Genomic DNA, 25,443 nt, shown 5'->3' on the forward strand with positions numbered 1-25,443 from the left:
TCCACAACCACGCCGGTCCCCCGGCGCGGGGAGCGGACGCGGGGGGCGCGGGCCGTGCGGTAGCGTAGGGCGCCCCCGGCGGCGCCCGCGCCCCCCCCCAGGGCCCGGGGGACGGCGGCGATCCCGCCCACCGGGTGCCACACGCCGGCGCCGATGTCCAGCTGCGCGATGACCGCGTAGGCGGCGATCGCCCGGTACGGGCTGACCCCCGCGTACAGGGCCTGGAAGCTGAACAGCCGGCGCAGCCGGTCGTCGGTGAAGAACCGGGCGACGTGGGTGGACAGCCGGCCGAAGCCGCCCCGCCGGACGAGGGCGACCAGCTCGGGCCCGAGCAGGTCCAGCGGGGTGTCGAGGTTGCGGTCGATGAAGGTGTCCAGCTGCAGCCGGTAGAGGGTGGCCAGGTCGGCGAGGTAGCGGCGCAGCGCGGCGGCCTCGGCCGGCCCGCACAGCGCCTCGACCTCCGCGGCGAAGGCGTCGACGTCGGCGTGCACGTCCAGGTGCGAGCCGTCGGCGAACTGCGCCCGGTAGGTCGTCTCCAGCGGCACCAGGGTCAGCCGGTCGTCGAGCTTCTCGCCGACCGCGGCGAGGGTGTCGGCGACCAGCTCCGGCGCGGTGAACACCGAGGGGCCGGTGTCCAGGGCGTAGCCGCGCTCCTCGACCCGCCCCGCCCGGCCGCCGGGGCCGGGCCCGCGCTCGACCACGGTGACCTCGCGGCCGGCGCCGCGCAGCCGCAGCGCCGCCGACAGCCCGGCCAGGCCGGCGCCGACGACGACCACGCGGTCGGTCGGCCCGGGGACGGTGCGGACCATCAGGCGGTGCGGCTGGTCGCGGCCACCGCGAGCGCGTCCAGCGCGGCGCGGGCGTCCTCGGCCAGCGGGGCCTCGGCGATCGCCGTCCGGGCCAGCGCCGTGCGGTCGGCGATGCGCTCCTCGACCTGCGCGCGGGCGCCGGTGACCTCCATCAGGTCGCGGAGCGCGTCGAAGTCGGCGGGGGTGGCGTCGGGGTTGCCGAGCAGCTCGGCCAGCAGCCGGCGTCCCTCGGCGTCCGTGGCCTCCTCGGTCAGCGCCACCAGCAGCGTCTGCTTGCCCTCGCGCAGGTCGTCGTCGGCCGACTTGCCGGTCACCGCCGGGTCGCCGAACACCCCGAGGACGTCGTCGCGCAGCTGGAACGCCTCGCCGAGCGGCAGCCCGATGGCGGTGTAGACGTCGGCGGCCCACGCCTCGGCGCCGGCGATGGCCGCGCCCAGCTGCAGCGGCCGCTGCACGGTGTAGCCGGCGCTCTTGTACCGGGCGACGGTGAGCGCCCCCTGCGCGCCCGGCAGCCCCCCGGCGGCGCGCAACAGGTCCAGGTACTGGCCGGCGGTGACCTCGGTGCGCATCGTGTCCCAGACGGCCCGGGCCCGGCCGAGCGCGGCGGGGGAGAGGCCCGAGCGGCGCAGCAGCTCGTCGGACCACACCAGCGCCAGGTCGCCGACGAGGATCGCGGCGCCGACCCCGAACGCCTCGCCGTCACCGGTCAGCCGGCCCTCGCCGTGCCGGGTGGCGAAGCCGACGTGGGTGGCCGGGCGGCCCCGGCGGGTCAGGGCGCCGTCCATGACGTCGTCGTGCACCAGGGCGCTGGCGTGCACGAACTCCAGCGCGGCGACCGCCCGCAGCACCGCGGCGTCGTCCTCGGCCGGGCCCTCGGCGCGGACCCCGCGCCAGCCCCAGTAGGCGAACAGCGGGCGCAGCCGCTTGCCGCCGTCGGCCACGGCCCGGACCTCGTCCGCGACGGTCACCAGCGCCGGGTCCATCGCGGCCAGCGTCTCCCGCTGGACGTCGAGGAAACCCGCGAGCGCGGTCCAGACCGCGTCGCGGACACGGCCGAGCTCCGCGGCGGCCGGCGACGGGGCCGGGGGGAGGGCGGTCGACTCGCGCCTGCGCGCCCCGGCGATCATCGCCCAAGTATCCCCTGCCCTCGCGGCGGCCTGCGCGGGCGGCGGGGGGTGCTGTACCAGCGTCAACGGACCAGCCTCCTCGATCCGGGCGTGGGCGCCTGCCACGCCCTCTTCGCCCGGACGACACCGGGCGGATGCAGACCGACGCGGGATCCGCGTCCGTATCCTCGGTCCCCATGACCCGCACCGTGCGAGACCTGCTCGCCACCGCACGGCCGACGTGGTCGTTCGAGTTCTTCCCGCCCAAGACCCCCGAGGGCGCCGACCAGCTGTGGACGGCGCTGCGGCAGCTCGAGCGACTGCAGCCGTCGTTCGTGTCGGTCACCTACGGCGCCGGCGGCTCGACCCGCGAGGGCACGGTCTCGGTCACCGAGCGGATCGCCACCGAGACCACCATGACCCCGCTGGCGCACCTGACCGCCGTCGACCACAGCGTCGCCGAGCTGCGGCACGTGGTGAGCCGACTGGCCGCCGCCGGCGTGCGCAACCTGCTCGCGCTGCGCGGCGACCCGCCCGGCGCCGACCCGCAGGCGGAGTGGGTCGCGCACCCGCAGGGGCTGACCTACGCCGCGGAGCTGGTGGGGCTCATCCGGTCGATGGGCGACTTCTGCGTCGGGGTGGCGGCCTTCCCCGAGCGGCACCCGCGCTCGCCGGACTTCGAGACCGACGTCGAGATGTTCGTCCGCAAGTGCCGCGCCGGGGCCGACTTCGCGATCACCCAGATGTTCTTCCGACCCGAGGACTACCTGCGGCTGCGCGACCGGGTCGCCGCCCGCGGGTGCGACGTGCCGGTCATCGCGGGGGTCATGCCCGTGACCAACGCCCGGCAGATCGCCCGCATCGTCCAGCTGTCGGGCCAGGCCTTCCCCGAGGAGCTGGCCACCCGCTTCGCCGAGCTCGACGGCGACCGCCCCGAGGACAAGGCCGCCGTCCGCGCCTACGGCGTCGAGGTGGCCACCGAGCTGTGCCGGACGCTGCTCGACGAGGGGGTGCCCGGCATCCACTTCATCACCATGAACCGGTCCACGGCGACCCGCGAGGTGCACGCCAACCTGACCGCGGTCGGCGCTACTCGCTGAGCCGGGCCGGCTCGGGCTCCAGGGCCGCGGCGGCCGCACCCGCCGCCCGGCGCAGCGCCTCCCGCTCGGCCGCGTACCCGCCGAACACGCCGACCACCGGCAGGTTGGCGAGGAACCGGTGCCGCAGCTTGCCCTTCGGACGGGCGTCGAGGGTGTCGTCGATGCGGCCGAGCAGGCGGGCGACCCGCCACAGCGTGCGGAGGTTGCCCAGGACGCCGGCGCGCTCCTCGCGCGCGCCGAACGCCTCCTCGCGGTAGGTGCCCCGCGCCCGCGCCAGCAGCGGCCGGACCCGCTCGGTGGGCAGGTCGCGGCCGAGCAGCACGGAGGCCAGCAGCGACACCCGCTCGGCGGGGTCGGTCACCCCGTGCTCGGTCGCCACCCCGCCGACGACGAGGGCCTGCACGGCCGCCCCGACGGTGTTCTGCAGCGGCAGGAGGTCGGCGAGCTTGCCGGCGAAGCGCGGCGCGGCACTGACCCCGGCGGCGACGCGGGAGGCCCGGTCGGCCCACCACCGGTCGCGAGCCGCCGGGGACAGCGCCGGCGGCCGCCCCAGGCGGCGGACCAGCGGAGCGGTCAGCCGGTCGACCCGGCGCAGGACGTCGACGACGACCGCGTCGCTCATCGGAGGTGCCATGCCAGGCGCACTACCCGCCGATGCGGTCGGTGCATACGTCGGTCGGTGCATACGTGACGTGCGCGCCGGACTCCGGGACGGCGTTCCGGCACGGTCGTGCTCTGCGTGCGCGGCGCACTCAGAGCACGAGTTGCCGCGGCGGTGCTCCTGCGCCGCCCACCGTGGCCGGACGGAGCCCTCGCTCCCGGACACGACGCCCAGCGTCGAGGTGTTCCGAGGGCGTCCCCGCGGGAACGCCTCCCGGCCGGTCGAGCTGCCGCGCTCGGATCCGATGGTCGGCCGGATCCGCTCAGCGACCACGACCGGCCGCCCGGGCTCGGGTCGCCGCCGGGACGCCGGTCCGTTAGACCTCGGAAGGTGCAGCTCGAGGTCACCACCACGTCAGGAACGGTCCGCGGCACGGCCAGCGGCCCGGTCGTCGCCTTCAAGGGCATCCCGTACGCCGCGCCGCCGTTCGGCGACCTGCGGTTCGCCGCGCCGGTGCCGGCGCCGCCCTGGGAGGGCGTCCGCGACTGCACCGCCTACGGCCCGACGGCGCCGAAGCCGCCCTATCCCGCGCCGGTCGACCTGCTGCTGCCCGAGCCGGTGGTGCCGGGTGAGGACGTGCTCAACCTCAACGTCTGGACGCCGGACCCCGGCGCCGGCGGCCTGCCGGTGCTGGTGTGGATCCACGGCGGTGCCTTCGTCAACGGCTCGGGGGCGGTGCCGCAGTACGACGGCACCGCGTTCGCCCGGGACGGCGTCGTCTGCGTGACGATCAACTACCGGCTCGGCGTCGACGGTTTCCTGCACTTCGACGACGGCGGCCCGGCCAACCGCGGGCTGCTGGACCAGGTCGCGGCCCTGGAGTGGGTGCGCGACAACATCGCGGCGTTCGGTGGCGACCCGGACCAGGTGACCGTCGCCGGGGAGTCCGCGGGGGCGATGAGCGTGACGTCGCTGCTGTCGATGCCCCGCGCCGCGGGGCTGTTCCGCCGCGCGGTGGCGCAGAGCGGCGCCGGCCACCACGCCCTGTCCGCGGGGACGGCGCGCCGGGTGGCCGGCTACCTGGCCGAGCGGCTCGGCCTGCCGCTGACCCGGGAGGCGCTGGCCGCGGTGCCGATCCCGGACCTGCTGGCGGCCCAGCAGACGCTGTCGCAGGAGGCCGCCGTGGCGCCCGACCCGGCGCGCTGGGGCGAGATCACGCTGAACTCGATGGTCTTCGAGCCGGTGGTCGACGGCGAGGTCCTCCCGTCCCTGCCCGTCGAGGCGGTCGCCGCCGGTGCAGGCGCCCGCGTCGACCTGCTGGTGGGCTCCAACACCGACGAGCACGCCCTCTTCCTCGTCCCCAACGGGTTCGTCGACCTGGTGACCGAGGACCTGCTGCGGCTGCTGCTGAGCGGCTACGGGCTGCCGGTGGACGCGGCGCTCGACGTCTACCGGGCCGGTGCCCTCACGGCCACGCCCGGCGACCTGCTGGTCAAGGCCGCCACCGACTGGTTCTTCCGGATCCCGGCGGTCCGGCTCGCCGAGGCGCGGGCCGGCGGGCCCGGCCGGACTTTCGTGTACGAGTTCACCTGGCCCAGCCCCCAGTTCGGCGGGCGGCTCGCGGCCTGTCACGCGCTGGAGATCGCCTTCGTCTTCGACACCCTGGCCACCGACGGCGTGGAGCCGCTGGCCGGGCCCGCGGCACCGCAGCACCTGGCCGACGCCGTGCACGCCGCGTGGGTGGCGTTCGTGCGCACCGGGGACCCGGGCTGGCCCGCGTACGACCTGACCACCCGCCCGGTGCAGGCCTTCGGTGAGCTCACCGCGGTGGTCCCCGACCCCCGGCCGGAGCAGCGCGCGCTCTGGGACGGCGTCCGGTAGCCCGGCCGCACCGCGACGGGGCCGCGGTAGGGGAGACGCGCACGTACCGTTACCGCATGACCGCACGCGCGCACGGGGCGATGCGGCGCTGGACGGCGGTCGCGGTGCTCGTCGCCGGCCTGGTCGCGCTGCCGTCGATCGTCGGGGCGCTGCCGGCGGACGACGCCGACGTGCCGGCGGCCGACCTGCGCGCCGCGGTGCTGGCCAGCGCCGGCGTCGGGTTCTCGGGCTACGCGGTCTCCGCGGGCGGGCTGGCGCTGCCGGTCTCCGAGGTGCTCCCCGCCGTGGCCGACCTGTTCAGCGACCGCACGACCATGCGGGCCTGGTGGCGCGGACCCGAGGAGCACCGGGTCGACGTCGTCACCGCCGCCGGGGAGACCGGGGTGTACCGCGCGCCCTGCGGCACCTGGACCTGGGAGTACGAGTCCGCGACCGCCACCCGCGGCGAGCCGTCGTCCCTCACGCTGCCCACCCCGCCGGACCTGCTGCCGGCGCCGCTGGGCCGGCGGCTGCTGTCGGAGGCCACCGACGAGGAGGTGTCCCGCGCCGGCGCACGCCGAGTCGCCGGCCGGGACGCCCTCGGCCTGCGGCTGGTCCCCGCGGACGCCGCGTCGTCGGTCGGCCGGGTCGACGTCTGGGTCGACCCGGCCAGCGGTCTGCCCCTGCAGGTCGAGGTCTTCGCCGAGGGCGCGAGCGACCCGGCCCTGGACACCCGCTTCCTCGACCTGGACCTCACCGTGCCCCCGGCGTCGGTGGTGGCCTTCACCCCGCCGCCGGGCGCCACGGTGGCCGAGGCGCCGGACACCGACGAGCTGATCCGCGAGGCGGGCCGGCGGACGCCGACCGGGCCGCTGCCGCCGGCGCTGGCCGGGCTGCCCCGCCGCTCCCTGGAGGGGGTGCCGGCGGCGGTGGGGGTGTACGGCCGCGGCGTGACGCTGCTGGCGGTCGCGCCGGTCCCGCCGCGGCTGGCCGCCGGCCTCCGGCAGGCCCTGCGGGTCAGCCCGGACGCCGTGGTCGACGAGCTGGGCCTGCGGGTGGCCGCCGGCCCGCTGGGGCTGATGCTGGTCGACGCGCCCGGACGCGGCGCCCACGTCCTCACCGGGACGGTGACCCTCGACGCCCTCGCCGAGGCCGCCCGGCAGCTCCCCGGGGGAGCGCAGCCGTGACCGTGGTGATCCGCACGCGGGGGCTGGTCAAGCGCTACGGCCGGGTCCGCGCGGTCGACGGCATCGACCTGGACGTGCAGGAGGGGGACGTCTACGGCTTCCTCGGCGCGAACGGCTCGGGGAAGACCACCACGGTCCGGATGCTGCTGGGCCTGGTGCTGCCCACCAGCGGCAACGTGGAACTGCTCGGGCAGCGGATGCCGCGCGCCGCCCGGCGGGTGCTGCCGCGGGTGGGCGCCCTCATCGAGGGGCCGGCCCACCACGGGCACCTCTCCGGCCGGGCCAACCTCGCGCTGCTCGACGCCGCGGGTCCCGGCGGGTCCCGGCGCACCCGCCGCCGCCGGATCGAGGAGGTGCTCGAGCAGGTCGGCCTGGCCGGCGTCGACCGGCGGCCGGTCAAGGCCTACTCGCTGGGCATGCGCCAGCGGCTCGGGCTGGCCGGCGCCCTGCTGCGGCGGCCGGAGCTGCTGGTCCTCGACGAGCCCACCAACGGCCTGGACCCGCAGGGCATCTCCGAGATCCGCGAGCTGCTGCTGGACCTGCACCGCGGCGGGACGACGGTGTTCCTCTCCAGCCACCTGCTGGCCGAGGTCGAGCAGCTGTGCACCCGGGTCGGCGTCCTCGACCGGGGGCGCGTCGTGCTGCAGGACGACCTGGCGACCCTGACCGCACCCACCGGGGCGACCGTGGTCCACACCCCGGCTCCGGAGCGGGTGCGGGCGCTGCTCGACGGGCGGGTGCTGGCCGTCGACGGGACGCGGGTCGTCGTCCGGGGCGAGGACCCCGCCGAGGTCAACGCGCAGCTGGTCGGCGCGGGCGTGCCCGTGACCGGCCTCGCGCTGGACCGCCCCACGCTGGAGGAGGTGGTCCTCGCCGCGGCGGGGGCCAGCCCCGACCGGGTGGAGGCGGCGCGGTGATCCTCGTCGAGCTGCGCAAGCTGTTCCGGCGACCGCGGACCTGGACGACGATCGCCGTCCTCAACGCGCTGCCGGTGCTGGTGGCGGTGCTGCTGGTGCTCACCGACCTCGCGCCCCGGCCGGGCGAGGGGCCGCCGTTCCTGTCCGCCGTCCTGACCAACGGGACGTTGTTCCCCCTCGCCGCGCTGGCGATCGTGCTGCCGCTGTTCCTCCCGATCGCCGTGGCCGTCGTCGCCGGGGACTCGGTCGCCGGTGAGGCGCAGGCCGGGACGCTGCGCTACCTGCTCGCCCGCCCGGCCGGCCGCACCCGGCTGCTGGTCGCCAAGCTGGTCGCGGTGATCGCCTTCGTCCTCGTGACCGTGCTGGTGGTGGCGGCCGTCGGCTACGTCGTCGGGGCGACGCTGTTCGACGCCCAGCCGGCCGGGGGGACGTCGGTGTCGGGCACGTCGCTGTCCGAGGAGGAGCTGCTCGGCCGGAGCGGGATGGCCATCGGCTACGTCACCGTCTCGATGCTCGGGGTCGCCGCGTTCGGGCTGTTCTTCTCCACGCTGACCGACTCGCCGCTGGCCGCCGCCCTCGGCGCCCTGGCCGTGCTGGTCGCCTCCTCGCTGCTGTTCACCCTCGACGCGGCCTCGCCGATCGCGCCCTACCTGCCCACGCGCTACTGGCTGGCGTTCGTCGACCTCTTCCGCGACCCGATCCTGTGGCGGGACGTCGTCCGGGGCCTCACGCTGCAGGGCGTCTACGTCGGCGTGCTGCTCGCTGCGGCGTGGGCCAACTTCACCACCAAGGACGTCACCAGCTGAGGCCGAGGGCATCCGTCCGGCTCACGCGCACGGATCTCCTCCGCTCATCCCCCGCCGAGGGGGGCGCAGTCGTCCGGGCCGAGCGCGACCGGGTCCCCGGGCGCCAGCTCGGCGAGGACCATCGCCTGCACGAGCGGGTCCCGCGGCAGGTCGCCGTGGCCGAGCCGGGCGTCGGGGCACACCGACTGCACCGGCAGGTTCACCGCGCCCTCGAGGCGGGCGGAGTCCGGCGGGGTGACCGTCTCGTCCTGCGCGGTCCAGATGGAGACCCAGGTCGGGCCCTCCGGGGTCTCGTCCCCGGCGTTGAGCTGCGCGATCAGCTCGCTCCCGGTCGACATCTGCTGGCAGCCCACCGGGCACTGGGACGGCGCGATCGACCGGGCCAGGTCGGCGAGGGTGGTGCCGTGGTGCGGTGAGCCGAGGGTGACCACCCGGCGGGCCACGTCCGCGCCCCCGTCGGCCACCCAGAGCCGCGCGATCACCCCGCCCGCCGAGTAGCCGACGACGTCGACGCTGTCCGCGCCGGTGCGCTCCAGCGCGGCGTCGGCCGTCTCGCCCAGGACGTCGGCGGAGGCGGTGAGGTCGCCGGTGCCGTCCCCGGGCACGGCGACGACGGTGGCGTCGCGGCCCTCCGCGGTGAGCCGGTCGGCCAGGGGCTGCAGCGACGCGGTGGACCCGCCGTAGCCGGGGACCAGCAGCACCGGGCCCGGCTCCTCCTGGGACACCGGCCCGTCCGCGGCTCCCGACGACCGGCCCACCAGCAGGGTCACGCCGGCGGCGAGGGCGGCGACGACGACGAGGGCCAGCACCGCCAGGACGAGGCGGCGCCGGGCGGGGGAGAGACCGGCGAGCACCCTCCCACTGTCCCTGCTCTCGCCGGGCTCGTGCCGTCCTGGTGGACTGCGGGCGTGCTGAGCCGCGAGGAGTACCTGGCCGCCTGGTCGGCCTGGCACGGCGGGACCGATCCCGCGCAGAGCCGGCTGGTCCGCGGCTGGCTGTCGGCCGCCTACGCGATCGCCCGTCCGCTGGCCGGGCTGCCCCCGGTCGTGGCCACCGCGCTCGGGCTGGCGGTGGCGGTCGCCGCGGTCGTCCCGGCGGCGGCCGGCGGTCCGTGGCTGGTCCTGGCCGGACCGCTGGTCGGCGTCTCGGCCGTCCTGGACTCGGTGGACGGCGCGCTGGCGATCAGCACCGGCCGCGCCTCCCGCCGCGGCTTCGTGCTCGACTCGGCCGTCGACCGGCTCAGCGAGGCCGCCTTCGCCGCGGCGCTCTGGGTGGCCGGAGCCCCCGGCTGGCTGGCCGCGGCGTTCGGCGGACTGTGCTGGCTCCCGGACTACCTGCGCGCCCGCGCCGGGCAGGCGGGCGTGGCCGAGACCGGGACGATCTCGGTCTGGGAGCGGCCGACGCGGGTGGCGATGACCGGTTTCACCCTCGGGGGCGCGGGAGTGCTGTCCGGCCTGGTCGCCGCGGCCCCGGTGGTCACCGCCGGCACGGCCGTCGGCTGCCTGCTCGGGGTGGTCGGCGTGGGACAGCTGGCGTCCTCCCTGCACCGGGCGCTGGCGGACTGACCGGCGCAGCCGCGGGCGGCCACCTAAGGTTGTCCTGCCCAGCCCGGACCCGACTCGCGCGGGCCGCCACCGCCTCCGAGGGAGCGACCCCCGTGCCCGTCGTCGTCACCGGCTCCATCGCCACCGACCACCTGATGACCTTCCCCGGGAAGTTCACCGAGCAGTTCGTCGAGGGGCAGCTGGAGAACGTCTCGCTGTCCTTCCTCGTCGACGACCTGGTGCAGCACCGGGGCGGGGCCGGCGCGAACATGGCCTACGGCCTGGGCCTGCTCGGCGTGGGGCCGGTGCTGGTGGGCGCCGTCGGCAGCGACTTCGCCGACTACGACGCCTGGCTGGCGCGGCACGGGGTGGACACCGCCAGCGTGCACTGGTCCGAGCTCAAGCACACCGCACGGTTCGTCTGCACCACCGACGCGGTGAACAACCAGATCGCGTCGTTCTACTCGGGTGCGATGAGCGAGGCGTCGTCCATCGAGCTGGGCCCGGTCGCCTCCCGGGTGGGGACGCCGGACCTCGTCGTCGTCGGCCCCAACGACCCGACCGCGATGGTGCGCCACACCCAGGAGTGCCGCGACCGCGGCTTCCCCTTCGCCGCCGACCCGAGCCAGCAGCTGGCCTGGGCCGACGGCGAGATGATCCGCGAGCTGGTGGACGGCGCCGAGCTGCTGTTCACCAACGAGTACGAGGCGGCGCTGCTGCTGCAGAAGACCGGCTGGACCGCCGAGGAGGTGCTCGCCCGCGTGGGGGTGTGGGTGACGACCCGGGCCGCCGAGGGCGTGCTGGTGCGGCAGGTCGACAGCGACCCCATCTCGGTGATCGCCGTGCCCGAGACCAAGCCGGTCGAGCCGACCGGCGGCGGCGACGCGCTGCGGGCCGGGTTCATCGCCGGCCGGATGTGGGGGCTGGGCCTGGAGCGGGCCACCCAGCTCGGCTCGGCGGTGGCCACCGAGGCGGTCGAGGTCATCGGCACGCAGGAGTACTCCCTGCAGCGGCAGCCCTTCCTCGAGCGGTTCGCCGACGCCTTCGGGGCCGACGCCGCCGACGAGGTCGCCGCCCACCTGCCCTGACACCGCGGTCCTCCGGGACCGCACCGGCACCGGATGCCGGTACCGCCCCCGAGCCGCCCCGTGTCCCGGCCGGGGAGCCCGTCGAGCCCGGTCCGCAGGCCCGGCTACAGGCACGGCAAGGGGATCCACCAGATCCACATCTGCTCGCAGTGCTGCGGCGCGGCGTCGCTGCTGTTCGCAGCCGCCGCCCCGGGGTTGAGGAGCACTGCTGTCGCGACGACGACACCCACCACGGCGGTCCGGAACCAGCTCATCGCTTCCTCCCGGGCTCGTCTCACCCGACGCGAGACCGGATCGTCTCGGATGAGACAGGATGCTCATCCGTCTGCTGTGTACGATCCAAGGGCCTTTGGTCCCTCATCGGGCGCGCCGGCGCCGCCCGTCGGACCGGGCGTGGACCGCCGTGGCCCTCCCCCTCAGCCCTCCCGGAGCTGTTCGCCGATCGTGGGGTCCTCGGCCCACCGGCGGTAGGCGATCCGCCGGATCTCCTTGACCTCGCCGATGGTCGACCACTCGTTGCCGCCGAGCCGGGCCAGCGGCCTGAGCTCCTCGATCCGCGGTCGCCCGTCGCGGACCGCGCTCTCCCGCACGCTGATCAGCTGCACCCGGCCGAAGACGACGGTGCTGTCGCCCAGCCGCAGCGTCGAGTGCAGCGTGCACTCCACCGCCACGGGGGACTCCGCCACCCGGGGCACCGAGACCCGCTCCCCGGGCTCGAGCCGGACGCCGCACTCCTCGGCCTCGCTCACCCCGTGCGGGAAGTCCGTCCCGGTGGCGTTCACCTGCTCGAACAGCTCCTCCGGGGTCAGGCTGACGGTGAACTCGCCGGTGGCCTCGACGTTGCGCAGCGAGTCCTTGCGGCCGACCGAGGTGAACTGCACGACCGGCGGGTCCACGCAGGCGACGGTGTAGAAGGAGTGCGGCGCCAGGTTCACCACGCCCTCGGCCGAGCGGCTGGTCACCCAGGCGATCGGCCGGGGCACCACCACCGAGTTGAGCACCCGGTAGAAGGCGCCGCTGTCCATGGCGGCCGGGTCGAACGGGACGCGGGCATCCGGGCTGGTCACCCGGCCATCCTCGCCGAGCACCGGTCGGTCGGCCGAGCGGGGATCAGGAGGGCAGGCGGCGGCCGCGCCAGGCGAGCGTCCCGCGCCGTCGGGCGGCGAGCGACGAGGCCATCAGGGCGTCGAACAGCAGCACCGACACCGGGTGGGCCAGCGAGTCCGGCCACACCCGGCTGCCGGTGACCGCGGCCGACACCGCCCGCCCCGCGACGCCGGCCGCGTAGCCCAGCAGGCCCGCGCGGGAGCCGCGCAGGGCGGCCAGGGCCGGCAGCACGGCGACCGCGGTCAGGCCGGCCGCGGCCACCGCGCTCGCCCCCGGCGACCCGCCGACCGAGGCCCACAGCGACTTGTCGTAGCCCGCCCGCAGCGCGGACCAGCCCTCGTACATGCGGCAGGCGGCCAGCCGGGACCCGTCGACGGGCGCCGTCCGCCCGCCGGTCCGCTTGACCGCCCGGGCGAGCGCGACGTCCTCGATGACCTCGCCGCGCACGGCGCCGTGCCCGCCGGCCCGCTCGTACGCCGTCCGCCGCAGGACGAGGAACTGGCCGTTGGCCGCCGCCAGCGACGGGCGCGGCGAGCGCTCGGCCAGCCGCACCGGCAGCGTCGTCATCCACAGCCACGGACCCAGCGGTTGCACCAGCCGTTCGGCCGCGGTCCCCGTCACCGGACGCGGCCAGGGGGACACGAGGTCCAGGCCGGCGGCGTCGAGCAGGGCCACCGCCGAGGCGAGCGCGTCCGGGAACAGCCGGACGTCGGCGTCGAGGAAGACCAGCACGTCGTCGGTGTCGCCATCGCACCCGCCCACGGCCGCGGCACCGACCGCGCACGCGTGCGGCTTGCCCAGCCAGTCCGGCGGCGGCTCCGGGGCGGGGACCAGCCGGACGCGGGGATCGGGCACCGACCGGACCACCGCGGCCGTCCCGTCGGTCGAGCCGTCGTCGACGACGACCACCCGCAGGTCGGGCACGCCCTCCTGGGCCAGGACCGCGGCCAGGCAGCCGCCGACCTGCGCCTCCTCGTCGCGGACCGGCAGGACCACGGTGACCGGGCGGCGCACCGGGGGCGGGGAGGACGGCGGCCGATGCAGCAGCGCCGCGTTGAGGGCCGCGTGCAGCGCCTCGGCGACCGCCACCCCGGAGAGGGCGCGCACTCCCGGGCCGCTCACCGCGACCGCGCCCGCCGGGCCTGCACCGCCAGGGTGGCCAGCACCGGGACGGCGAGGACGACCCCCCACGCCGCCGACCCGGGCAGGTCCAGCCAGCCGGCGTGGGCCAGCGCGCCGCCCAGGGTCATCCAGGCCAGGGCCAGCAGCGGGGCGCCGTCGCCGATCCGCGCCGGCGCGCCGGAGACCAGCAGGTCCAGCATCGTCATCAGCACCAGGCCGGCCAGCAGCCAGCCGGCCAGGTTGGTCAGCGGCACCGTGTCGATGCCGGGCAGGGACGGCCGCGGGTGCGCCCACGTCCAGTACCCGGCCTGGACCATCTGCGGGTCGAGCACGACGTCCCAGCCGGCGAAGACGGCGGCGGCGACCGCCACGCGGGCCGGACGGCGCCGCGGCGGCCGGACCCCGGCGGTCAGCCGGCGGGCCAGCAGCCAGCTGGGCCAGGCCATCATGAGCCAGGCCAGCGGGACCAGGAACGGGACGCCGAGCAGCGTCGGGCCGAGGTCGTCGCTGTAGGTGTACTGCCCGTAGGGGACGCCGGTGGCCAGCCCGACCGCCTCGAACACCACCGCCGTGACGCCGACCAGCAGCAGGACCGCGGCGCCGGCCCGCGTCCCCCGGCTGGCCGCGGCGTGGCCCACCGAGAGGGCCGCGCCCAGCAGCACGATGGTCCAGCTGACGGTGTTCCGCGCGCCGCCGTCGGTCAGCGGGTAGGCGATCGCGACGAGGACGAGCAGCCCGGCCAGCGCCCACGGCAGGACCGCCGCCGTGCCGCGCGACCGCGTCAGCGCAGGCCCGGTCACCGGCGGCTCCGCAGCCGGCCGGCCGCGCGGGTCAGTGCCGCCCGGCCGCGGGCCGCTCGCCCGCGGTCGGCGAGGACCACCCGCGCCGCCGTCCGCCCGGAGTTGCCCGAGACGCCGCCGCCCGGGTGGGTCGAGGCGCCCGCCAGGTACAGGCCCGGTAGCCCCGGGACGCGGTGGGCGGACAGGGCGGGGGTGGGGCGGAAGCCGAACATGCTGGCCAGCCCCATCTCCACGTGCATGACGTTGCCACGCAGCAGGGACAGTTCCCGTTCCAGCAGCACCGGCGTCTGGACGTACAGCCGCTGTACCGAGGCGGCGAAGCCGGGGGCGAAGCGGTCGACGGACGCGACCAGCCGGGCGGCCTCCGACTCGGCCAGGGAGTCCCAGTCGGCGCCGTCGGCGAGCGCGTAGGGGTACCACTGCCCCCAGACGGTGACCACGTGCCGGCCGGGCGGGGCGAGGGTGTCGTCTGTGGCGGAGAAGCACATCGCCAGCGGCACCGGCTCCCGGGGCAGCCGGCCGGCCCGCCAGTCGCCGGCGGCGGCAGCCAGCTGCGCGCGGTCGGTGCACAGCAACTGGAGGCCGCCGAGCGCCTCGGCGGCCGCGACGCCCGGATAGGCCGGCGGGGCGTCGGTGAGGGCGCGCACCACCAGGCCGAAGCCGTTGCCCAGCGGCGGGTCGGCGTCGGCGAGCGCGGGCGGGGCGGACCCGCCGGCCAGGTCGCGGGTCTCCAGCACGTGACACGCGGCGACCACGACCGGGGCGCGGACGCACCGTCCGGACGTCGTCTGCACGCCGGCGACCCGGCCGCCCTCGACGAGCAGCCGCGCCGCGCCGTCGCCCAGGGTGACCCGCCCGCCGTCGGCCTCCAGCCGCCGGCGCAGCGCCTGCGTGAGCCCACCGGAGCCGCCGACCGGGTGGCCGGGCGGGACGTCGTGCAGCAGCGTCGCCCAGGCGACCATCGCCGCGGTGCCCGGCTCGCTGACCGGGGGGCCGGACTGCGCGCCGAACCAGGCCAGCGCCGCCTTGAGCCGCTCGCTGCGGAACCACCGGTCGAGCAGCGCGTCGCCCGAGCCCAGGAAGTCCACGGCGAGGTCGCCACCGGAGGTGCGCGGCCGGCCCTGGGTGGGGGCACCCAGCGGCCAGAACGACCGGAGCAGGCCCGCGGGGCTGGGCCGCCGTGCGAAGGAGGCCACGACCGCGCGGCTGCGGGGTGCCCAGACCTCGACGAAGCGGCGGTAGGCGTCGGCGTCGTCGGGCCCGCACGCCGCCGCGATCGAGGCGCAGGTGGCCGCCAGGTCGACGGAGAAGACCAGGGGGCGCCCGTCCGGGCCGGGGTCGCCGGGGACCGGGGCGGGGGCGAAGCCCCAGGGGTCGCAGTCGACGTAGCGCAGGCCGTGCGCGGCCAGGTCCAGCTCCTCGACGATGCCGCTCTGCCGGATGATCACGTGCGCGCTGGAGCCGCGGTCGACGCGGACGCCGGGCCACCGCTCCACCGTGGAGACCGCCCCGCCGAGCACCTCGTCGCGCTCGACGACCTCGACCCGCAGGCCGGCGCGGGCCAGGTAGCAGGCCGCGACCAGCCCGTTGTGCCCGGCGCCGACGACGACGGCGTCGACGGGGGTGTCGCCGTCGGTCACCGCGCGTCGGTGCGCGGGGGCGGGGGTCGCAGCGGCAGGCGGGCGCCGAGGATCGCGAACGGGCGGGAGTCGCCGGGGAAGTGGTGGTTGCGGGCCAGGTCGACGAAGCCGTCGGCGTGGTACAGCCGGAAGGCCTTGGTGTCGCTGTCGGGGGTGGACAGCAGCGCCGCGGGGTGGGGCAGGTCGGCCAGCAGGGCGTGCAGCAGCTGCCGGCCCAGCCCGCGGCTCTGGTGGTCGGGGTGGACGTGCAGCTCGCAGACCTCGAAGGCCCCGGGCAGCCACCGCTTGGCGGTCCGCCGGTCCAGCGCCGCCCGCACCTGGTCGTGCCACCACTGGCCGGGGGCGACCAGGTAGCCGTAGCCGAACCCGACCAGCTGCTCGCCCTCCGGGGTGGCGACGAAGCCGCCGACGGCCCGGAACCCGGCGCGCTCGGTGTGCTGGACGGCGTAGCCGTAGCGCCCGGCCACGACCGACGGCGCGTAGCCCATCGCCGCGCCGTAGATGGCCAGGGCCTCGTGCATGTGGTCGCGCAGCCACCCGGTGGGCAGCTCGGTGACCCGCGTGGCGGGGGTCGTGCCGGTCACGGTGCCTCCTCCTCGGCCCTCGTCGTCCCCGGAGCCGGGGGTGGTCCGCCCGTGCGGGACCGCGCGCGCCCGGTCACGGCGATCCCACCTCCACCGGGGTGACGGGGCCGGTGCCGACCTCGGCCGCGGTGCCGCCGGTCAACCGCAGCAGCTCCTCGTAGGTGGTGGGGAAGACCGCGTGCGGGTGGCCTGCGGCGGCCCAGACCCGCTCGTGGCGGGCCAGCTCGACGTCGACCAGCGTGCCGATCGGCTCGGGGTGCCCGATCGGTGCCACCCCGCCGATGGGCTGCCCGGTGTGCCGGCGGACGAAGTCGGGGGAGGCCGGGCGCACCGCGGGGACGCCGAGGAGGGTGGCGACCCGGTCGACGTCGACCCGGTGCGCGCCGCTGGTCAGGACCAGCAGGGGTGCACCGGCGACGTCGAACACCAGGCTGTTCGCGATCGCCCCGACGGGGACGCCGAGCTGCGCGGCGGCCGCGCCGGCGGTGCGGGCGCTGTCGGGAAGGGCGCGGACCTCCCCGGCCGCTCCGGACTCCGCCAGGAGGCGGGCGATGGCAGCCACCCGCGGGTGCTCGGGTCGGCTCATGCGCTGATCCTCCCATCGGCTCCCGCCGACCGCTGGCCCTCTGCCGCGCCGGCTCGCCCACTCCCGCGCGCTCCGCTTGACGAGTGTCGGTGCGGTCGGGTCTACTCGACCTCGTTCGAACACGCGTTCGAACAGCGGTCGACCTCCCGCCGCACCCGGGTCCTTCCCCACCCGGTGTGGCGGGCGGGCCGGCCGGGTCGGCGCAGAGCGGTGGGGAGTCTGTCATGAGCCGGGTGCTGGGTGGGGTCGGCGGTCGGGTCGGCGAAGAGGTGCAGGTCGAGCGGGGGTCCCTCGGCCCGGCGCAGTTCTGGCGGGGCCAGTCGCGGTACGTCGTGGGAGAGCTGCTCGACTCGTGGGTGGAGACCGCACCGTGGTGGCAGCGGGGTCCCGAGGAGGCCGGCGGCGCCTCCGCCGAGCTGGTCGCCACGCGTGAGGTGTGGCGGGTCGAGGCGGTCCGGGCCGGGCGGTCGCGGATGAGCTTCGCCGGCGTCTTCGACCTCAGCTGGGAGTCCACGGCCAACCGGTGGTCGCTCGTGCGGGTGCACGACTGATGGGCGCGGTCCGCGTCGTGGCCGATCAGCTCCCCCTGCCCCCGCCACTGCCGCCGGCGGCCACGCAGCTGCTCGACCAGGCCTCCCGAGCGCTGGCCGAGGCCGCGGCGAGCACCGACGCCCGGCAGCGCTACGCCACCGCGCACCTCGGCGCGTTGCGGGCCGCCGCGGCGGTGCTGGCCGCCCGCACGCGGCCGGAGTCCGGGCGCCGTCGGCCGCGCAGCGCCTGGGTGCTGCTCGGCCAGGTCGCGCCGGAGCTGGGGGAGTGGGCCACGTTCTTCGCCGCCGGCGCCGCCAAGCGGGCGGCCGCGGAGGCCGGGCTCTCCCGGGCGGTCACCGAGCGCGAGGCCGACGACCTGGTCCGCGACGTCCGGGCCTTCCTCACCGTGGTCGAGAGCTGCCTGGGCAGCGACCCGGAACCTGAGGCGCCCCGGCGCGCCCGCCCGCGGGTGGTCGGCGGCTCCGAGCACCGGAACAGGCGGTGACGGCCGACCCCTTCGTCCACCTCCACGTCGCCTCGGGCTACTCCATGCAGTACGGGGCCAACCACCCGGCCGACCTGGTGAACCGGGCTGCCGAGCACGGCATGCAGGCCCTGGCGCTGACCGACCGCGACGGGCTCTACGGCGCGGTCAAGTTCGCCCTCGCCTGCCGGGCGGCCGACGTCCGGCCGGTCTTCGGGGTGGACCTCGCCGTCGTGCCCGCGGTCGACAGCACGGTGCCGCCGGCCCTGGCGCCGGTGCTGGGAGGTGGGCACTCCGCGGAGCGGACGCGTGCGCGCCGGCCGGACGGGCCACCCGGCGCGCCCGGCCGCGCCGGGTCGGGTCGCCGCGTGCCGGCCCGGGGTGGGGCCAGCGTCGACCCCCGGCTGCCCCGGGTCACCTTCCTCGCCCGGGACGGCGCCGGCTGGCGGTCGCTGTGCCGGCTGACCAGCGCCACCCACCTGCGCGGCACGCGCGGCGAGCCGGTGAGCTCGCTGGCGCTGGCCGCCGAGCACGCGCCGGGGCTGGTCGCCCTCCTGGGGCCGGACTCCCCGGTGGGCCGGGCGCTGACCGCGGGCCGGGCTGACGTCGCCTCCGCCCGGCTGGCCGCCTGGCGCGCGGTCTTCGGCCCCGGCTCCCTGGTGCTCGAGCTGGTCCACCACCGCGGCCGGGGCGACCGCTCCCGGGCGCAGGCGCTGCTGCGCTTCGCGGCCGCGGAGGACGTGCCGGTGGTGCTCACCAACGCCGTCCGCTACGTCGACGCCCTCGACGCCCCCACCGCCGACGTCCTCGACGCCGCACGCCGGCTGGTGCCACTGGACGCCCGGCACGTCGACCGGCGCACCGCCGAGGGGTACCTGAAGTCGGGCAAGGAGATGGCCGAGGTCGCCGAGGACGTCGTCGGGCCCGACCGCGACGCGGTGCTGCGGCTGCTCGAGCGCACCGCCCGGCTGGCCGAGCAGTGCGCCGTCGACGTCCGGGCCGACCTCGGCATCGGCACGGTGCGCTATCCCGAGCTCGACGTGGTCACCACCCCGGCCGAGCAGGGGATGAGCCCGTCGCAGGTGCTGCGCGCCCGCTGCGAGGCGGGGCTGGGCCGGCGCGGGATGACGCTCACCGAGCGGGTGCGGGTGCGCCTCGAGGAGGAGCTCGAGGTGATCGACGCCCTCGGCTACCCGTCCTACTTCCTCACCGTCGCCGACGTGGTCGACCTCATCAGGGGCCTGCGGGTCCGTGCGGCCGCGCGCGGCTCGGGTGCGGGCAGCCTGGTCACCTACCTGCTCGGCATCTCCGACGTCGACCCGATCCGCTACGGCCTGCTGATGGAGCGCTTCCTCTCCCCGCTGCGCCACCAGCTCCCCGACGTCGACATCGACGTGGAGTCCGCGCGCCGGATGGAGGTGTACGACTCGGTGATCGAGCGCTTCGGCGCCCATCGGGTCAGCTGCATCTCGATGATGGACACCTACCGGGTGCGGCACGCCATCCGCGACGTCGGCGCCGCGCTCGGGCTGCCCCCGGCCGAGATCGACGCGGTGGCCAAGGCCTTCCCGCACATCCGGGCCAACCAGGTGCACGCCGCCCTCAAGGACCTGCCGGAGCTGCGGGCCAGCCGGTTCGGGTCCGAACGAACCGGCGGCACCGGCGACCTGGACCTGCTGTTCGACCTCGTCGCGCGCCTCGACGGGCTGCCCCGGCACATCGCGCTGCACCCGTGCGGGGTGCTGCTCTCCGACGCCACGCTGCTCGACCGCACCCCGGTGGAGAACAGCTACCTGGGCTACCCGATGAGCCAGTTCGACAAGGACGACGTCGAGGAGCTCGGACTGCTCAAACTCGACCTGCTGGGCATCCGGATGCAGTCGGCGATCGCCCACGCCCTCGACGAGGTGGCCCGGGTCGACGGCGAGGTCGTCGACATCGACGCGGTCCCGCGTGACGACCCGACGACGTTCGAGCTGATCCGCAGCACCCGCACCCTCGGCATGTTCCAGATCGAGTCGCCGGGCCAGCGCGAGCTGGTCGGCAAGTTCGGGCCGGAGACGTTCGAGGACATCATCATCGACATCTCGCTGTTCCGGCCCGGGCCGGTGAAGAGCGACATGGTGACCCCGTTCCTCATGGCCCGGAACGGCTGGCGGGAGGCGGTCTACCCGCACCCCGACCTCGCCTTCGCGCTCGAGCAGACCGCCGGCGTCGTGGTCTTCCACGAGCAGGTGCTGCAGGTCGTGTCCCGGATGACCGGCTGCACCCTCGCCGAGGCCGACGAGGTGCGCCGCGCCCTGGGGGAGAAGGACGCCCACCCCGAGGTGCGCACCTGGTTCGTCCCGCGTGCGCTGGCCGAGGGCTATCCGCCGGAGGTGGCCGAGCAGGTCTGGGAGGTGCTGGTCGCCTTCGGCTCGTTCGGGTTCTGCAAGGCGCACGCCGCGGCCTTCGCCCTGCCCACCTACCAGTCGGCGTGGCTCAAGGCGCACCACCCGGCGGCGTTCCTGGCCGGGGTGCTCACCCACGACCCGGGCATGTACCCGAAGCGGCTGATCCTCGACGACGCCCGCAACTTCGGCGTCCGGGTGCTCGGGCTCGACGTCAACGCCTCGGCCGGCACCTACCGGGTGGAGCGGCTCGGCGACGAGGAACCGTCCTGGCAGCGGCCCGAGTGGATGCCCGCCTCGATGGCCGACCCGTCCCGCTACGGCCTCCGGCTGTCGCTGGCCGACGTCAAGGGCATCGCCGAGGAGGAGGTGGCCCGCGTCGTCGCGGGGCAGCCCTACCGGTCGCTGACCGACTTCTGGCACCGGGCGTCGGTGTCCCGGCCGGTGGTCGAGCGGCTGGTGCTGGCCGGCGGCTTCGACTCCCTCTACGGCTTCGGGGTCCGCGACCGCGAGGCCGGCCGCCCCTCCCGCAGCCGCCGGCAGGTCACCCGGCGCGACCTGCTGCTGCAGATCGGCGAGCTCGACCGGTGGAGCCGCAGCGGCGCGCGGGCGAGCTCGAACGGGCAGCTCAGCCTCGACCTCATGGGCCTGGAGCTCCCCGGCGAGGAGGACGGTGGCGAGGAGGCGGGCGGAGCCGGGCTGAGCTGGGCGGAGGGCAGCGGGCTGCCCGAGTTCACCGACGCCGAGCTGGTGCGGGCCGAGCTCGAGGTGCTCGGGCTGGACGCCAGCCGGCACGTCGTCGACTTCTACCGGCCGTTCCTCGCCGCGATCGGCGCGGTCCCGGCGGGGGAGCTGCTCGGCTGCCGCAGCGGCGCGGAGGTGCTCGTCGCCGGCGTCAAGGTGGCGACCCAGACCCCGCCGATCCGCTCCGGCCGCCGGGTGGTCTTCGTGACCCTCGACGACGGCACCGGGTGCACCGACTCCACCTTCTTCGAGGACGCCCAGGGGCCCTACGCCGCCACGGTCTTCCACTCGTGGCTGCTGGTGATCCGCGGGGTGCTGCGGCGCACCGGCCCGCGGGGGGTGTCCCTGCGGGCCACCGGGGCGTGGGAGCTGCCCGCACTGCACGAGGCCTGGGAGGCCGGCGGCGCGGCCGCGGTGGCCGAGCACATGGCCGCGCCGGGGGAGTACACGGAGGCGGCCATCACCGGGGCGGCGGCCTCGCACGGGTCCCGGCCGGTGGTGGTCAAGCCGGTGCTGGTCCACCCGACCGGCTTCCGGATGTCGCCCTACGCCGACATCAAGCCGGCCGGGGACGACGCCGCGACCGCGGCCCGCCGGGCCGCGGCGGCGCCGCGCAAGCTGTGGCACTCCAGCCCCGGCAGCTCCGGCCACTGAGCGCGGGCAGCCGTGCGCGGCCGCCCGGGAGCCGGGCGCCGCGTCCGGTGGTCGGGCGCCGCCGTCCGGTGGTGTGCGGTCCCGGCGCGCTCTCCGGCCGGGACGCGCCGGGACCGCACACCACCGCGGGCGTCAGCCGGGACCGCACACCGCCGCGGGCGCCGACCACCCGATGAGTTCCGCGCCGCCGCGGCGTCTACCTCATGACGAGCAGCACCGACCGCGGAGGAACCCGATGCCCAAGCAGATCCCGTGCCTGTGGTTCGACGGCCAGGCCGAGCAGGCCGCCCAGCTCTACACCTCGGTCTTCCCGAACAGCTCGATCGGGCAGGTCACCCGCTACGGCCCCGACATGCCGCCGCCGATGAAGGAGGGCGACGTCCTCACCGTCGACTTCACCCTCGACGGGCAGGAGTACACGGCCCTCAACGGCGGGCCGCAGTTCTCGTTCAGCGAGGCGATCTCCTTCCAGATCATGTGCGCCGACCAGGAGGAGGTCGACCACTACTGGGACCGGCTCACCGCCGACGGCGGCGAGGAGAGCATGTGCGGCTGGCTCAAGGACCGGTTCGGCGTCTCCTGGCAGGTCGTCCCCGTCGAGATGCTAAGCCTGCTCAACGACCCCGACTTCGGCCGGGCGCAGCGCGCCACCCAGGCGATGCTGCAGATGCGCCGCATCGACATCGCCGAGATCCGGCGGGCCGCGGACCAGGTGCCCGCCTGAGCGTGCCGCAGGCGGCGGTCCGCGCCCGGCCCGCGCCCGGCCCGGCGGCGGGGCGCAGGCGGCGGGGCGCGCCTGAGCGTGCCCCGCGTGTCGCTGTGACGTGCGGCGCCCGCCACTAGGCTCCGACGGGTGCCGCCGTCTGCTCCCGCCTCCTCCGCGGACCAGTTGCCCGCCCGCGTGGCCGCCGTCTGGGCCGCGCTCGACCCGGTCGTCGCGGCGGGCACCGAGCTGCGCGTGCTCGACGTCGGCGGGGGGAGCGGCAACTTCGCCGTCCCGCTGGCCCGCCTCGGCCACCAGGTCACCGTGGTCGACCCGAGCGCGGACGCCCTCGCGACCCTCACCCGCCGGGCGCAGACCGCGGGGGTCGGGGAGCGGGTGCACGGCGTGCAGGGTGACGGCGACCTGCTGCACGAGGTGATCCCGCCCGGCGACGACGGCGAGGGCAGCTACGACCTCGCGCTGTGCCACTCGGTGCTCGAGGTCGTCGACGACCCCGCCACCACGCTCCGCGAGATCGCCCGGGCGCTGCGCCCCGGCGGCACCGCCAGCGTGGCCAGCGCCAACCGCGCCGGTGCCGTCCTCGCCCGCGCCGCCGCCGGTCACCCGGTCGAGGCACTGGCCATGGTCGAGGGCCGCGACCCCGCCCGCCCCGGCCGCCGCCGGTTCACCCCCGACGGCCTGCTGGCCCTCGTCGAGGCCGCCGGCCTGCGGCCGGGCACCTGGCGCGGGGTGTCGGTGGTGGCCGACCTGCTCGACGTCGCCTCGGGCGCCGACCCCGACGCCGTCCGCCGGCTGGAGCTGGCCCTGGCCGGCAGCTCGCCCTACCGCGACGTCGCCGCCGGGCTGCACGTCCTGGCCACCCGTCCGTGAGCCTCCCGGCGGACCTGCAGCGCCCCGCCTACGGGACCGCCACCCTGGCCGACGTCCTCCCGGGCGTCGCGACCGCGCTCGGCGTCCCCGTCGAGCGCGACGGCCTGAGCGCCGACCCGCTCGGCCTCACCGCCGCGCTGGCCGGCGCCCGCCGCGTGGCGGTGCTCCTGGTCGACGGGCTCGGCGCCGACCTGGTCCGGGCGCACGCCGACCTCGCGCCCACCCTGGCCGGACTGGCCACCCCGGCCGGCGACCTCTCCGCCCCCTGCCCCAGCACCACACCGGTCAGCCTCACCAGCCTCGGCACCGGCCTGCCGCCGGGCAGCCACGGCGTCCTCGGCTTCGTCACGATCGTTCCCGGAGGGGCGGGAGCCACGGGGGAGGAGCGGACCCTCAACCACATCCAGTGGTCCGACGACCCGGACCCGGCCACCTGGCAGCCGCGCCGCAGCGTCTTCGAGCAGGCCGTCGCCGCAGGCGTGCCGGTCACCGCCGTCGCGCCCTACGCCTTCGCCGGCAGCGGCCTCACCCAGGCCGCCTACCGCGGCGCCCGCTACTCCGGGACGGTCGGCGCCGGCGACCTCGCCGCCGGGCTGCTGCAGGCGCTGGCCGCCGCGCCCCGGACCCTCGTCTACGGCTACACCGCCGAGCTCGACCTCACCGGCCACGTGCGCGGGGTCGACTCCGCCAGCTGGCGGGCGCAGCTGGCCCTGGTCGACCGGCTCGTCGAGCAGGTCGTCGCCGGCCTCCCGGACGACGCCGCGCTGCTGGTCACCGCCGACCACGGGATGTTCGACGTCCCGCCGCACACCCGCATCGACCTCGACGCCGAGCCCGACCTGACAGACGGCGTGCGGCTGCTCGCCGGGGAACCGCGGGCCCGGTACCTGCACGCCGTCCCCGGCAGTGAGGCCGACCTGCTGGCCCGGTGGCGGGAGGTGCTGGGCGACCGCGCGTGGGTCGCCGGGCGCGACGAGGCCGTCGCCAGCGGCGTCTTCGGCCCCGTGGACGACGGCATGGCGGCCCGGATCGGCGACGTCGTCGCGCTGGCGCGCGGCACGTGGGCGCTCACCGCGACGGAGCGGGAGCCCGGCCCGAGCCGGCTGGTGGGCTACCACGGCTCACTCACCGCGACCGAGCTGGCCATCCCGCTGCTCGCCGCGCGGGGCCGCGCCCTCTCCTGACCGCGCGCACGGCGGTCAGCCGTTGACGGCTCCGGCCGGGGAGGACGACAGTCCGGCCGTTCGGTGTCCCTGATCCCGCCCGGGCGGAGTCCGCGATGAGCACCCTCGGTGCTCCTGCTGCAGCTCGAGGCCGAGGGCCGCCTCTCGATCGACGACACCGTCACCGAGTGGCTCCCGCAGTACCCGCAGTGGGCCGACGTCTCGATCCGGCGGCTGCTGAGCATGACCAGCGGCATCCCGACCTACGACGACCAGCCGGCCATGCTCGCCTCCTACGTCGCCGACCCGCTGCGGGACTTCTCGCCGGAGGAGCTGATCGCGTACGTGGACGGCGTTCCGGCCACCACCGGGTACAGCTACTCGAACACCAACTACGTGCTCGGCGAGCTGATCGTCGAGGCGGCGACCGGGGACAGCTACGAGGACCAGCTGACGGAGCGGCTGTTCGAGCCGCTGGGCCTGGAGGACACGTTCTACCGCCCGAACGTCTACCCCGACCGGATCATCGACCGCGTGCCGGCCGCCTACTACGTGCAGACCGCGGACCCCGAGATGGCGCCGCTGTTCGGGCAGGACATCAGCCGGAACAGCCTGTCCTGGGCGCGCGGCGCCGGGGGCATCCTCGCCACGACCGCCGACATGACCCGCTGGGAACGCGCGCTGTACGAGGGGGAGCTGCTGCCGCCGCAGCAGCAGGACGAGCTGCTGAGCCTGGTGTCGACGGCGACGGGGCAGCCCATCGAGCGGACGTCCCCCGCCGATCCCCGGGGGTTCGGGCTCGGCGTCGCCCAGATGACCGACGCGCTGGGCACCAACTGGTTCTACGAGGGCGCGACGTTCGGCTTCCGGGCCCTGCACGTCTACTTCCCGGACACCGGGCTGATCGTGGCCGTCAACCTGAACAGCAGACCGGACGACGACCAGATCCGGGCCCTGGCGACGTCGCTGTACGGCACGCTGGCCGAGCACGGCGTCGTCCCACCGGTGCAGGACGCGGCCTGACCC

General features: G+C 76.6%; 25 protein-coding genes. 14 read left to right on the top strand and 11 right to left on the bottom strand.

The features are described 5' to 3' along the window. Both crtI and ACI79C_RS20970 read right to left on the bottom strand, forming a co-directional pair. Positions 1–809, bottom strand: an 809-nt coding sequence (crtI, locus tag ACI79C_RS20965; protein WP_456947623.1) for a phytoene desaturase family protein, incomplete at its 3' end; no start/stop codon positions are given. Continuing rightward, on the bottom strand, positions 809–1,936 hold the full coding sequence (locus tag ACI79C_RS20970) for a polyprenyl synthetase family protein (RefSeq protein WP_456947624.1): 1,128 nt from the start codon (positions 1,934–1,936) through the stop codon (positions 809–811). The genes ACI79C_RS20970 and crtI, both read right to left, overlap by 1 nt. Before the next feature lie 176 nt (positions 1,937–2,112). On the opposite strand from ACI79C_RS20970, the gene metF reads away from it, so the two are divergent. Continuing rightward, positions 2,113–3,015 (top strand): methylenetetrahydrofolate reductase [NAD(P)H], encoded by a 903-nt coding sequence (metF, locus tag ACI79C_RS20975; RefSeq protein WP_456947625.1) that lies wholly within the window; start codon positions 2,113–2,115, stop codon positions 3,013–3,015. Here metF and ACI79C_RS20980 read toward each other — a convergent pair. Then, complete coding sequence (locus tag ACI79C_RS20980; protein ID WP_456947626.1) at positions 3,005–3,637, bottom strand: hypothetical protein; 633 nt, start codon at positions 3,635–3,637, stop codon at positions 3,005–3,007. The genes metF and ACI79C_RS20980 overlap by 11 nt on opposite strands. A gap of 369 nt (positions 3,638–4,006) precedes the next feature. On the opposite strand from ACI79C_RS20980, the gene ACI79C_RS20985 reads away from it, so the two are divergent. The 4 genes from ACI79C_RS20985 to ACI79C_RS21000 are packed head-to-tail and all read left to right on the top strand — an operon-like array spanning position 4,007 to position 8,386. Next, positions 4,007–5,497, top strand: coding sequence for a carboxylesterase/lipase family protein (locus ACI79C_RS20985; protein ID WP_456947627.1), 1,491 nt, complete (start codon positions 4,007–4,009; stop codon positions 5,495–5,497). Between the two features lie 56 nt (positions 5,498–5,553). After that, a complete protein-coding gene (locus ACI79C_RS20990; RefSeq protein WP_456947628.1) occupies positions 5,554–6,663 on the top strand; it encodes a sigma-E factor regulatory protein RseB domain-containing protein in 1,110 nt (369 codons plus the stop codon). After that, entirely contained in the window at positions 6,660–7,580 is a 921-nt protein-coding gene (locus ACI79C_RS20995; protein ID WP_456947629.1) for an ABC transporter ATP-binding protein, read from the top strand. The genes ACI79C_RS20990 and ACI79C_RS20995 overlap by 4 nt, the downstream gene beginning before the upstream one ends. Next, positions 7,577–8,386, top strand: a complete 810-nt coding sequence (locus tag ACI79C_RS21000; protein WP_456947630.1) for an ABC transporter permease — start codon at positions 7,577–7,579, stop codon at positions 8,384–8,386. The genes ACI79C_RS20995 and ACI79C_RS21000 overlap by 4 nt, the downstream gene beginning before the upstream one ends. A 44-nt stretch (positions 8,387–8,430) precedes the next feature. Here the strand turns inward: ACI79C_RS21000 and ACI79C_RS21005 are convergent, their stop codons facing one another. Further along, the gene (locus tag ACI79C_RS21005; RefSeq protein WP_456947631.1) at positions 8,431–9,240 is read right to left on the bottom strand and encodes a lipase family alpha/beta hydrolase; all 810 of its coding nucleotides are present in this window, start codon (positions 9,238–9,240) and stop codon (positions 8,431–8,433) included. Between the two features lie 54 nt (positions 9,241–9,294). On the opposite strand from ACI79C_RS21005, the gene ACI79C_RS21010 reads away from it, so the two are divergent. Then, positions 9,295–9,951 (top strand): CDP-alcohol phosphatidyltransferase family protein, encoded by a 657-nt coding sequence (locus ACI79C_RS21010; protein WP_456947632.1) that lies wholly within the window; start codon positions 9,295–9,297, stop codon positions 9,949–9,951. 92 nt (positions 9,952–10,043) lie between these two features. Beyond that, a complete protein-coding gene (locus tag ACI79C_RS21015; protein ID WP_456947633.1) occupies positions 10,044–11,018 on the top strand; it encodes a carbohydrate kinase family protein in 975 nt (324 codons plus the stop codon). Positions 11,019–11,122: 104 nt separating this feature from the next. Here the strand turns inward: ACI79C_RS21015 and ACI79C_RS21020 are convergent, their stop codons facing one another. The 7 genes from ACI79C_RS21020 to ACI79C_RS21050 form a co-directional block, all read right to left on the bottom strand. Beyond that, entirely contained in the window at positions 11,123–11,272 is a 150-nt protein-coding gene (locus ACI79C_RS21020; RefSeq protein WP_456947634.1) for a hypothetical protein, read from the bottom strand. A gap of 162 nt (positions 11,273–11,434) precedes the next feature. Then, a complete protein-coding gene (locus tag ACI79C_RS21025) occupies positions 11,435–12,085 on the bottom strand; it encodes a flavin reductase family protein (RefSeq protein ID WP_456947635.1) in 651 nt (216 codons plus the stop codon). 43 nt (positions 12,086–12,128) lie between these two features. Beyond that, positions 12,129–13,247, bottom strand: a complete 1,119-nt coding sequence (locus ACI79C_RS21030) for a glycosyltransferase (protein ID WP_456947636.1) — start codon at positions 13,245–13,247, stop codon at positions 12,129–12,131. After that, entirely contained in the window at positions 13,244–14,047 is an 804-nt protein-coding gene (locus tag ACI79C_RS21035; RefSeq protein WP_456947637.1) for a carotenoid biosynthesis protein, read from the bottom strand. The genes ACI79C_RS21030 and ACI79C_RS21035 overlap by 4 nt, the downstream gene beginning before the upstream one ends. After that, positions 14,044–15,687: a phytoene desaturase family protein gene (locus ACI79C_RS21040; RefSeq protein ID WP_456947638.1), complete on the bottom strand. Its 1,644-nt coding sequence runs from the start codon at positions 15,685–15,687 to the stop codon at positions 14,044–14,046. The genes ACI79C_RS21035 and ACI79C_RS21040 overlap by 4 nt, the downstream gene beginning before the upstream one ends. Continuing rightward, positions 15,684–16,271, bottom strand: a complete 588-nt coding sequence (locus ACI79C_RS21045; RefSeq protein WP_456947639.1) for a GNAT family N-acetyltransferase — start codon at positions 16,269–16,271, stop codon at positions 15,684–15,686. The genes ACI79C_RS21040 and ACI79C_RS21045 overlap by 4 nt, the downstream gene beginning before the upstream one ends. Before the next feature lie 73 nt (positions 16,272–16,344). Beyond that, the gene (locus ACI79C_RS21050) at positions 16,345–16,857 is read right to left on the bottom strand and encodes a YbaK/EbsC family protein (protein ID WP_456947640.1); all 513 of its coding nucleotides are present in this window, start codon (positions 16,855–16,857) and stop codon (positions 16,345–16,347) included. Between the two features lie 224 nt (positions 16,858–17,081). Here ACI79C_RS21050 and ACI79C_RS21055 point away from each other — a divergent pair, with 224 nt between their 5' ends. The 7 genes from ACI79C_RS21055 (at position 17,082) to ACI79C_RS21085 (ending at position 25,440) form a co-directional block, all read left to right on the top strand. After that, positions 17,082–17,408 (top strand): DUF6504 family protein, encoded by a 327-nt coding sequence (locus tag ACI79C_RS21055; RefSeq protein ID WP_456947641.1) that lies wholly within the window; start codon positions 17,082–17,084, stop codon positions 17,406–17,408. After that, positions 17,408–17,893 carry an SAV_6107 family HEPN domain-containing protein gene (locus ACI79C_RS21060; protein WP_456947642.1) on the top strand — a complete coding sequence of 162 codons (486 nt, stop codon included), beginning with the start codon at positions 17,408–17,410 and terminating at the stop codon, positions 17,891–17,893. Before ACI79C_RS21055 ends, ACI79C_RS21060 begins: the two co-directional genes overlap by 1 nt. Next, positions 17,890–21,660, top strand: a complete 3,771-nt coding sequence (locus tag ACI79C_RS21065) for a DNA polymerase III subunit alpha (protein WP_456947643.1) — start codon at positions 17,890–17,892, stop codon at positions 21,658–21,660. Before ACI79C_RS21060 ends, ACI79C_RS21065 begins: the two co-directional genes overlap by 4 nt. A gap of 235 nt (positions 21,661–21,895) precedes the next feature. Next, positions 21,896–22,384, top strand: coding sequence for a VOC family protein (locus tag ACI79C_RS21070; RefSeq protein WP_456947644.1), 489 nt, complete (start codon positions 21,896–21,898; stop codon positions 22,382–22,384). A 129-nt stretch (positions 22,385–22,513) separates the two neighbouring features. Continuing rightward, positions 22,514–23,254 carry a class I SAM-dependent methyltransferase gene (locus tag ACI79C_RS21075; RefSeq protein WP_456947645.1) on the top strand — a complete coding sequence of 247 codons (741 nt, stop codon included), beginning with the start codon at positions 22,514–22,516 and terminating at the stop codon, positions 23,252–23,254. Continuing rightward, positions 23,251–24,438: an alkaline phosphatase family protein gene (locus tag ACI79C_RS21080; protein ID WP_456947646.1), complete on the top strand. Its 1,188-nt coding sequence runs from the start codon at positions 23,251–23,253 to the stop codon at positions 24,436–24,438. Before ACI79C_RS21075 ends, ACI79C_RS21080 begins: the two co-directional genes overlap by 4 nt. 108 nt (positions 24,439–24,546) lie before the next feature. Next, positions 24,547–25,440: a serine hydrolase domain-containing protein gene (locus ACI79C_RS21085; protein WP_456947647.1), complete on the top strand. Its 894-nt coding sequence runs from the start codon at positions 24,547–24,549 to the stop codon at positions 25,438–25,440. Positions 25,441–25,443: the final 3 nt, after the last annotated feature.

Source organism: Geodermatophilus sp. SYSU D00697, assembly GCF_054050175.1.

Coding starts and splice junctions, on each gene's coding strand:
- ACI79C_RS20970 (WP_456947624.1), bottom strand. CDS start 1,936: ATGATCGCCGGGGCGCGCAGGCGCGAGTCGACCGCCCTCCCCCCGGCC.
- metF (WP_456947625.1), top strand. CDS start 2,113: ATGACCCGCACCGTGCGAGACCTGCTCGCCACCGCACGGCCGACGTGG.
- ACI79C_RS20980 (WP_456947626.1), bottom strand. CDS start 3,637: ATGAGCGACGCGGTCGTCGTCGACGTCCTGCGCCGGGTCGACCGGCTG.
- ACI79C_RS20990 (WP_456947628.1), top strand. CDS start 5,554: ATGACCGCACGCGCGCACGGGGCGATGCGGCGCTGGACGGCGGTCGCG.
- ACI79C_RS21020 (WP_456947634.1), bottom strand. CDS start 11,272: ATGAGCTGGTTCCGGACCGCCGTGGTGGGTGTCGTCGTCGCGACAGCA.
- ACI79C_RS21050 (WP_456947640.1), bottom strand. CDS start 16,857: ATGAGCCGACCCGAGCACCCGCGGGTGGCTGCCATCGCCCGCCTCCTG.
- ACI79C_RS21055 (WP_456947641.1), top strand. CDS start 17,082: ATGAGCCGGGTGCTGGGTGGGGTCGGCGGTCGGGTCGGCGAAGAGGTG.
- ACI79C_RS21060 (WP_456947642.1), top strand. CDS start 17,408: ATGGGCGCGGTCCGCGTCGTGGCCGATCAGCTCCCCCTGCCCCCGCCA.
- ACI79C_RS21070 (WP_456947644.1), top strand. CDS start 21,896: ATGCCCAAGCAGATCCCGTGCCTGTGGTTCGACGGCCAGGCCGAGCAG.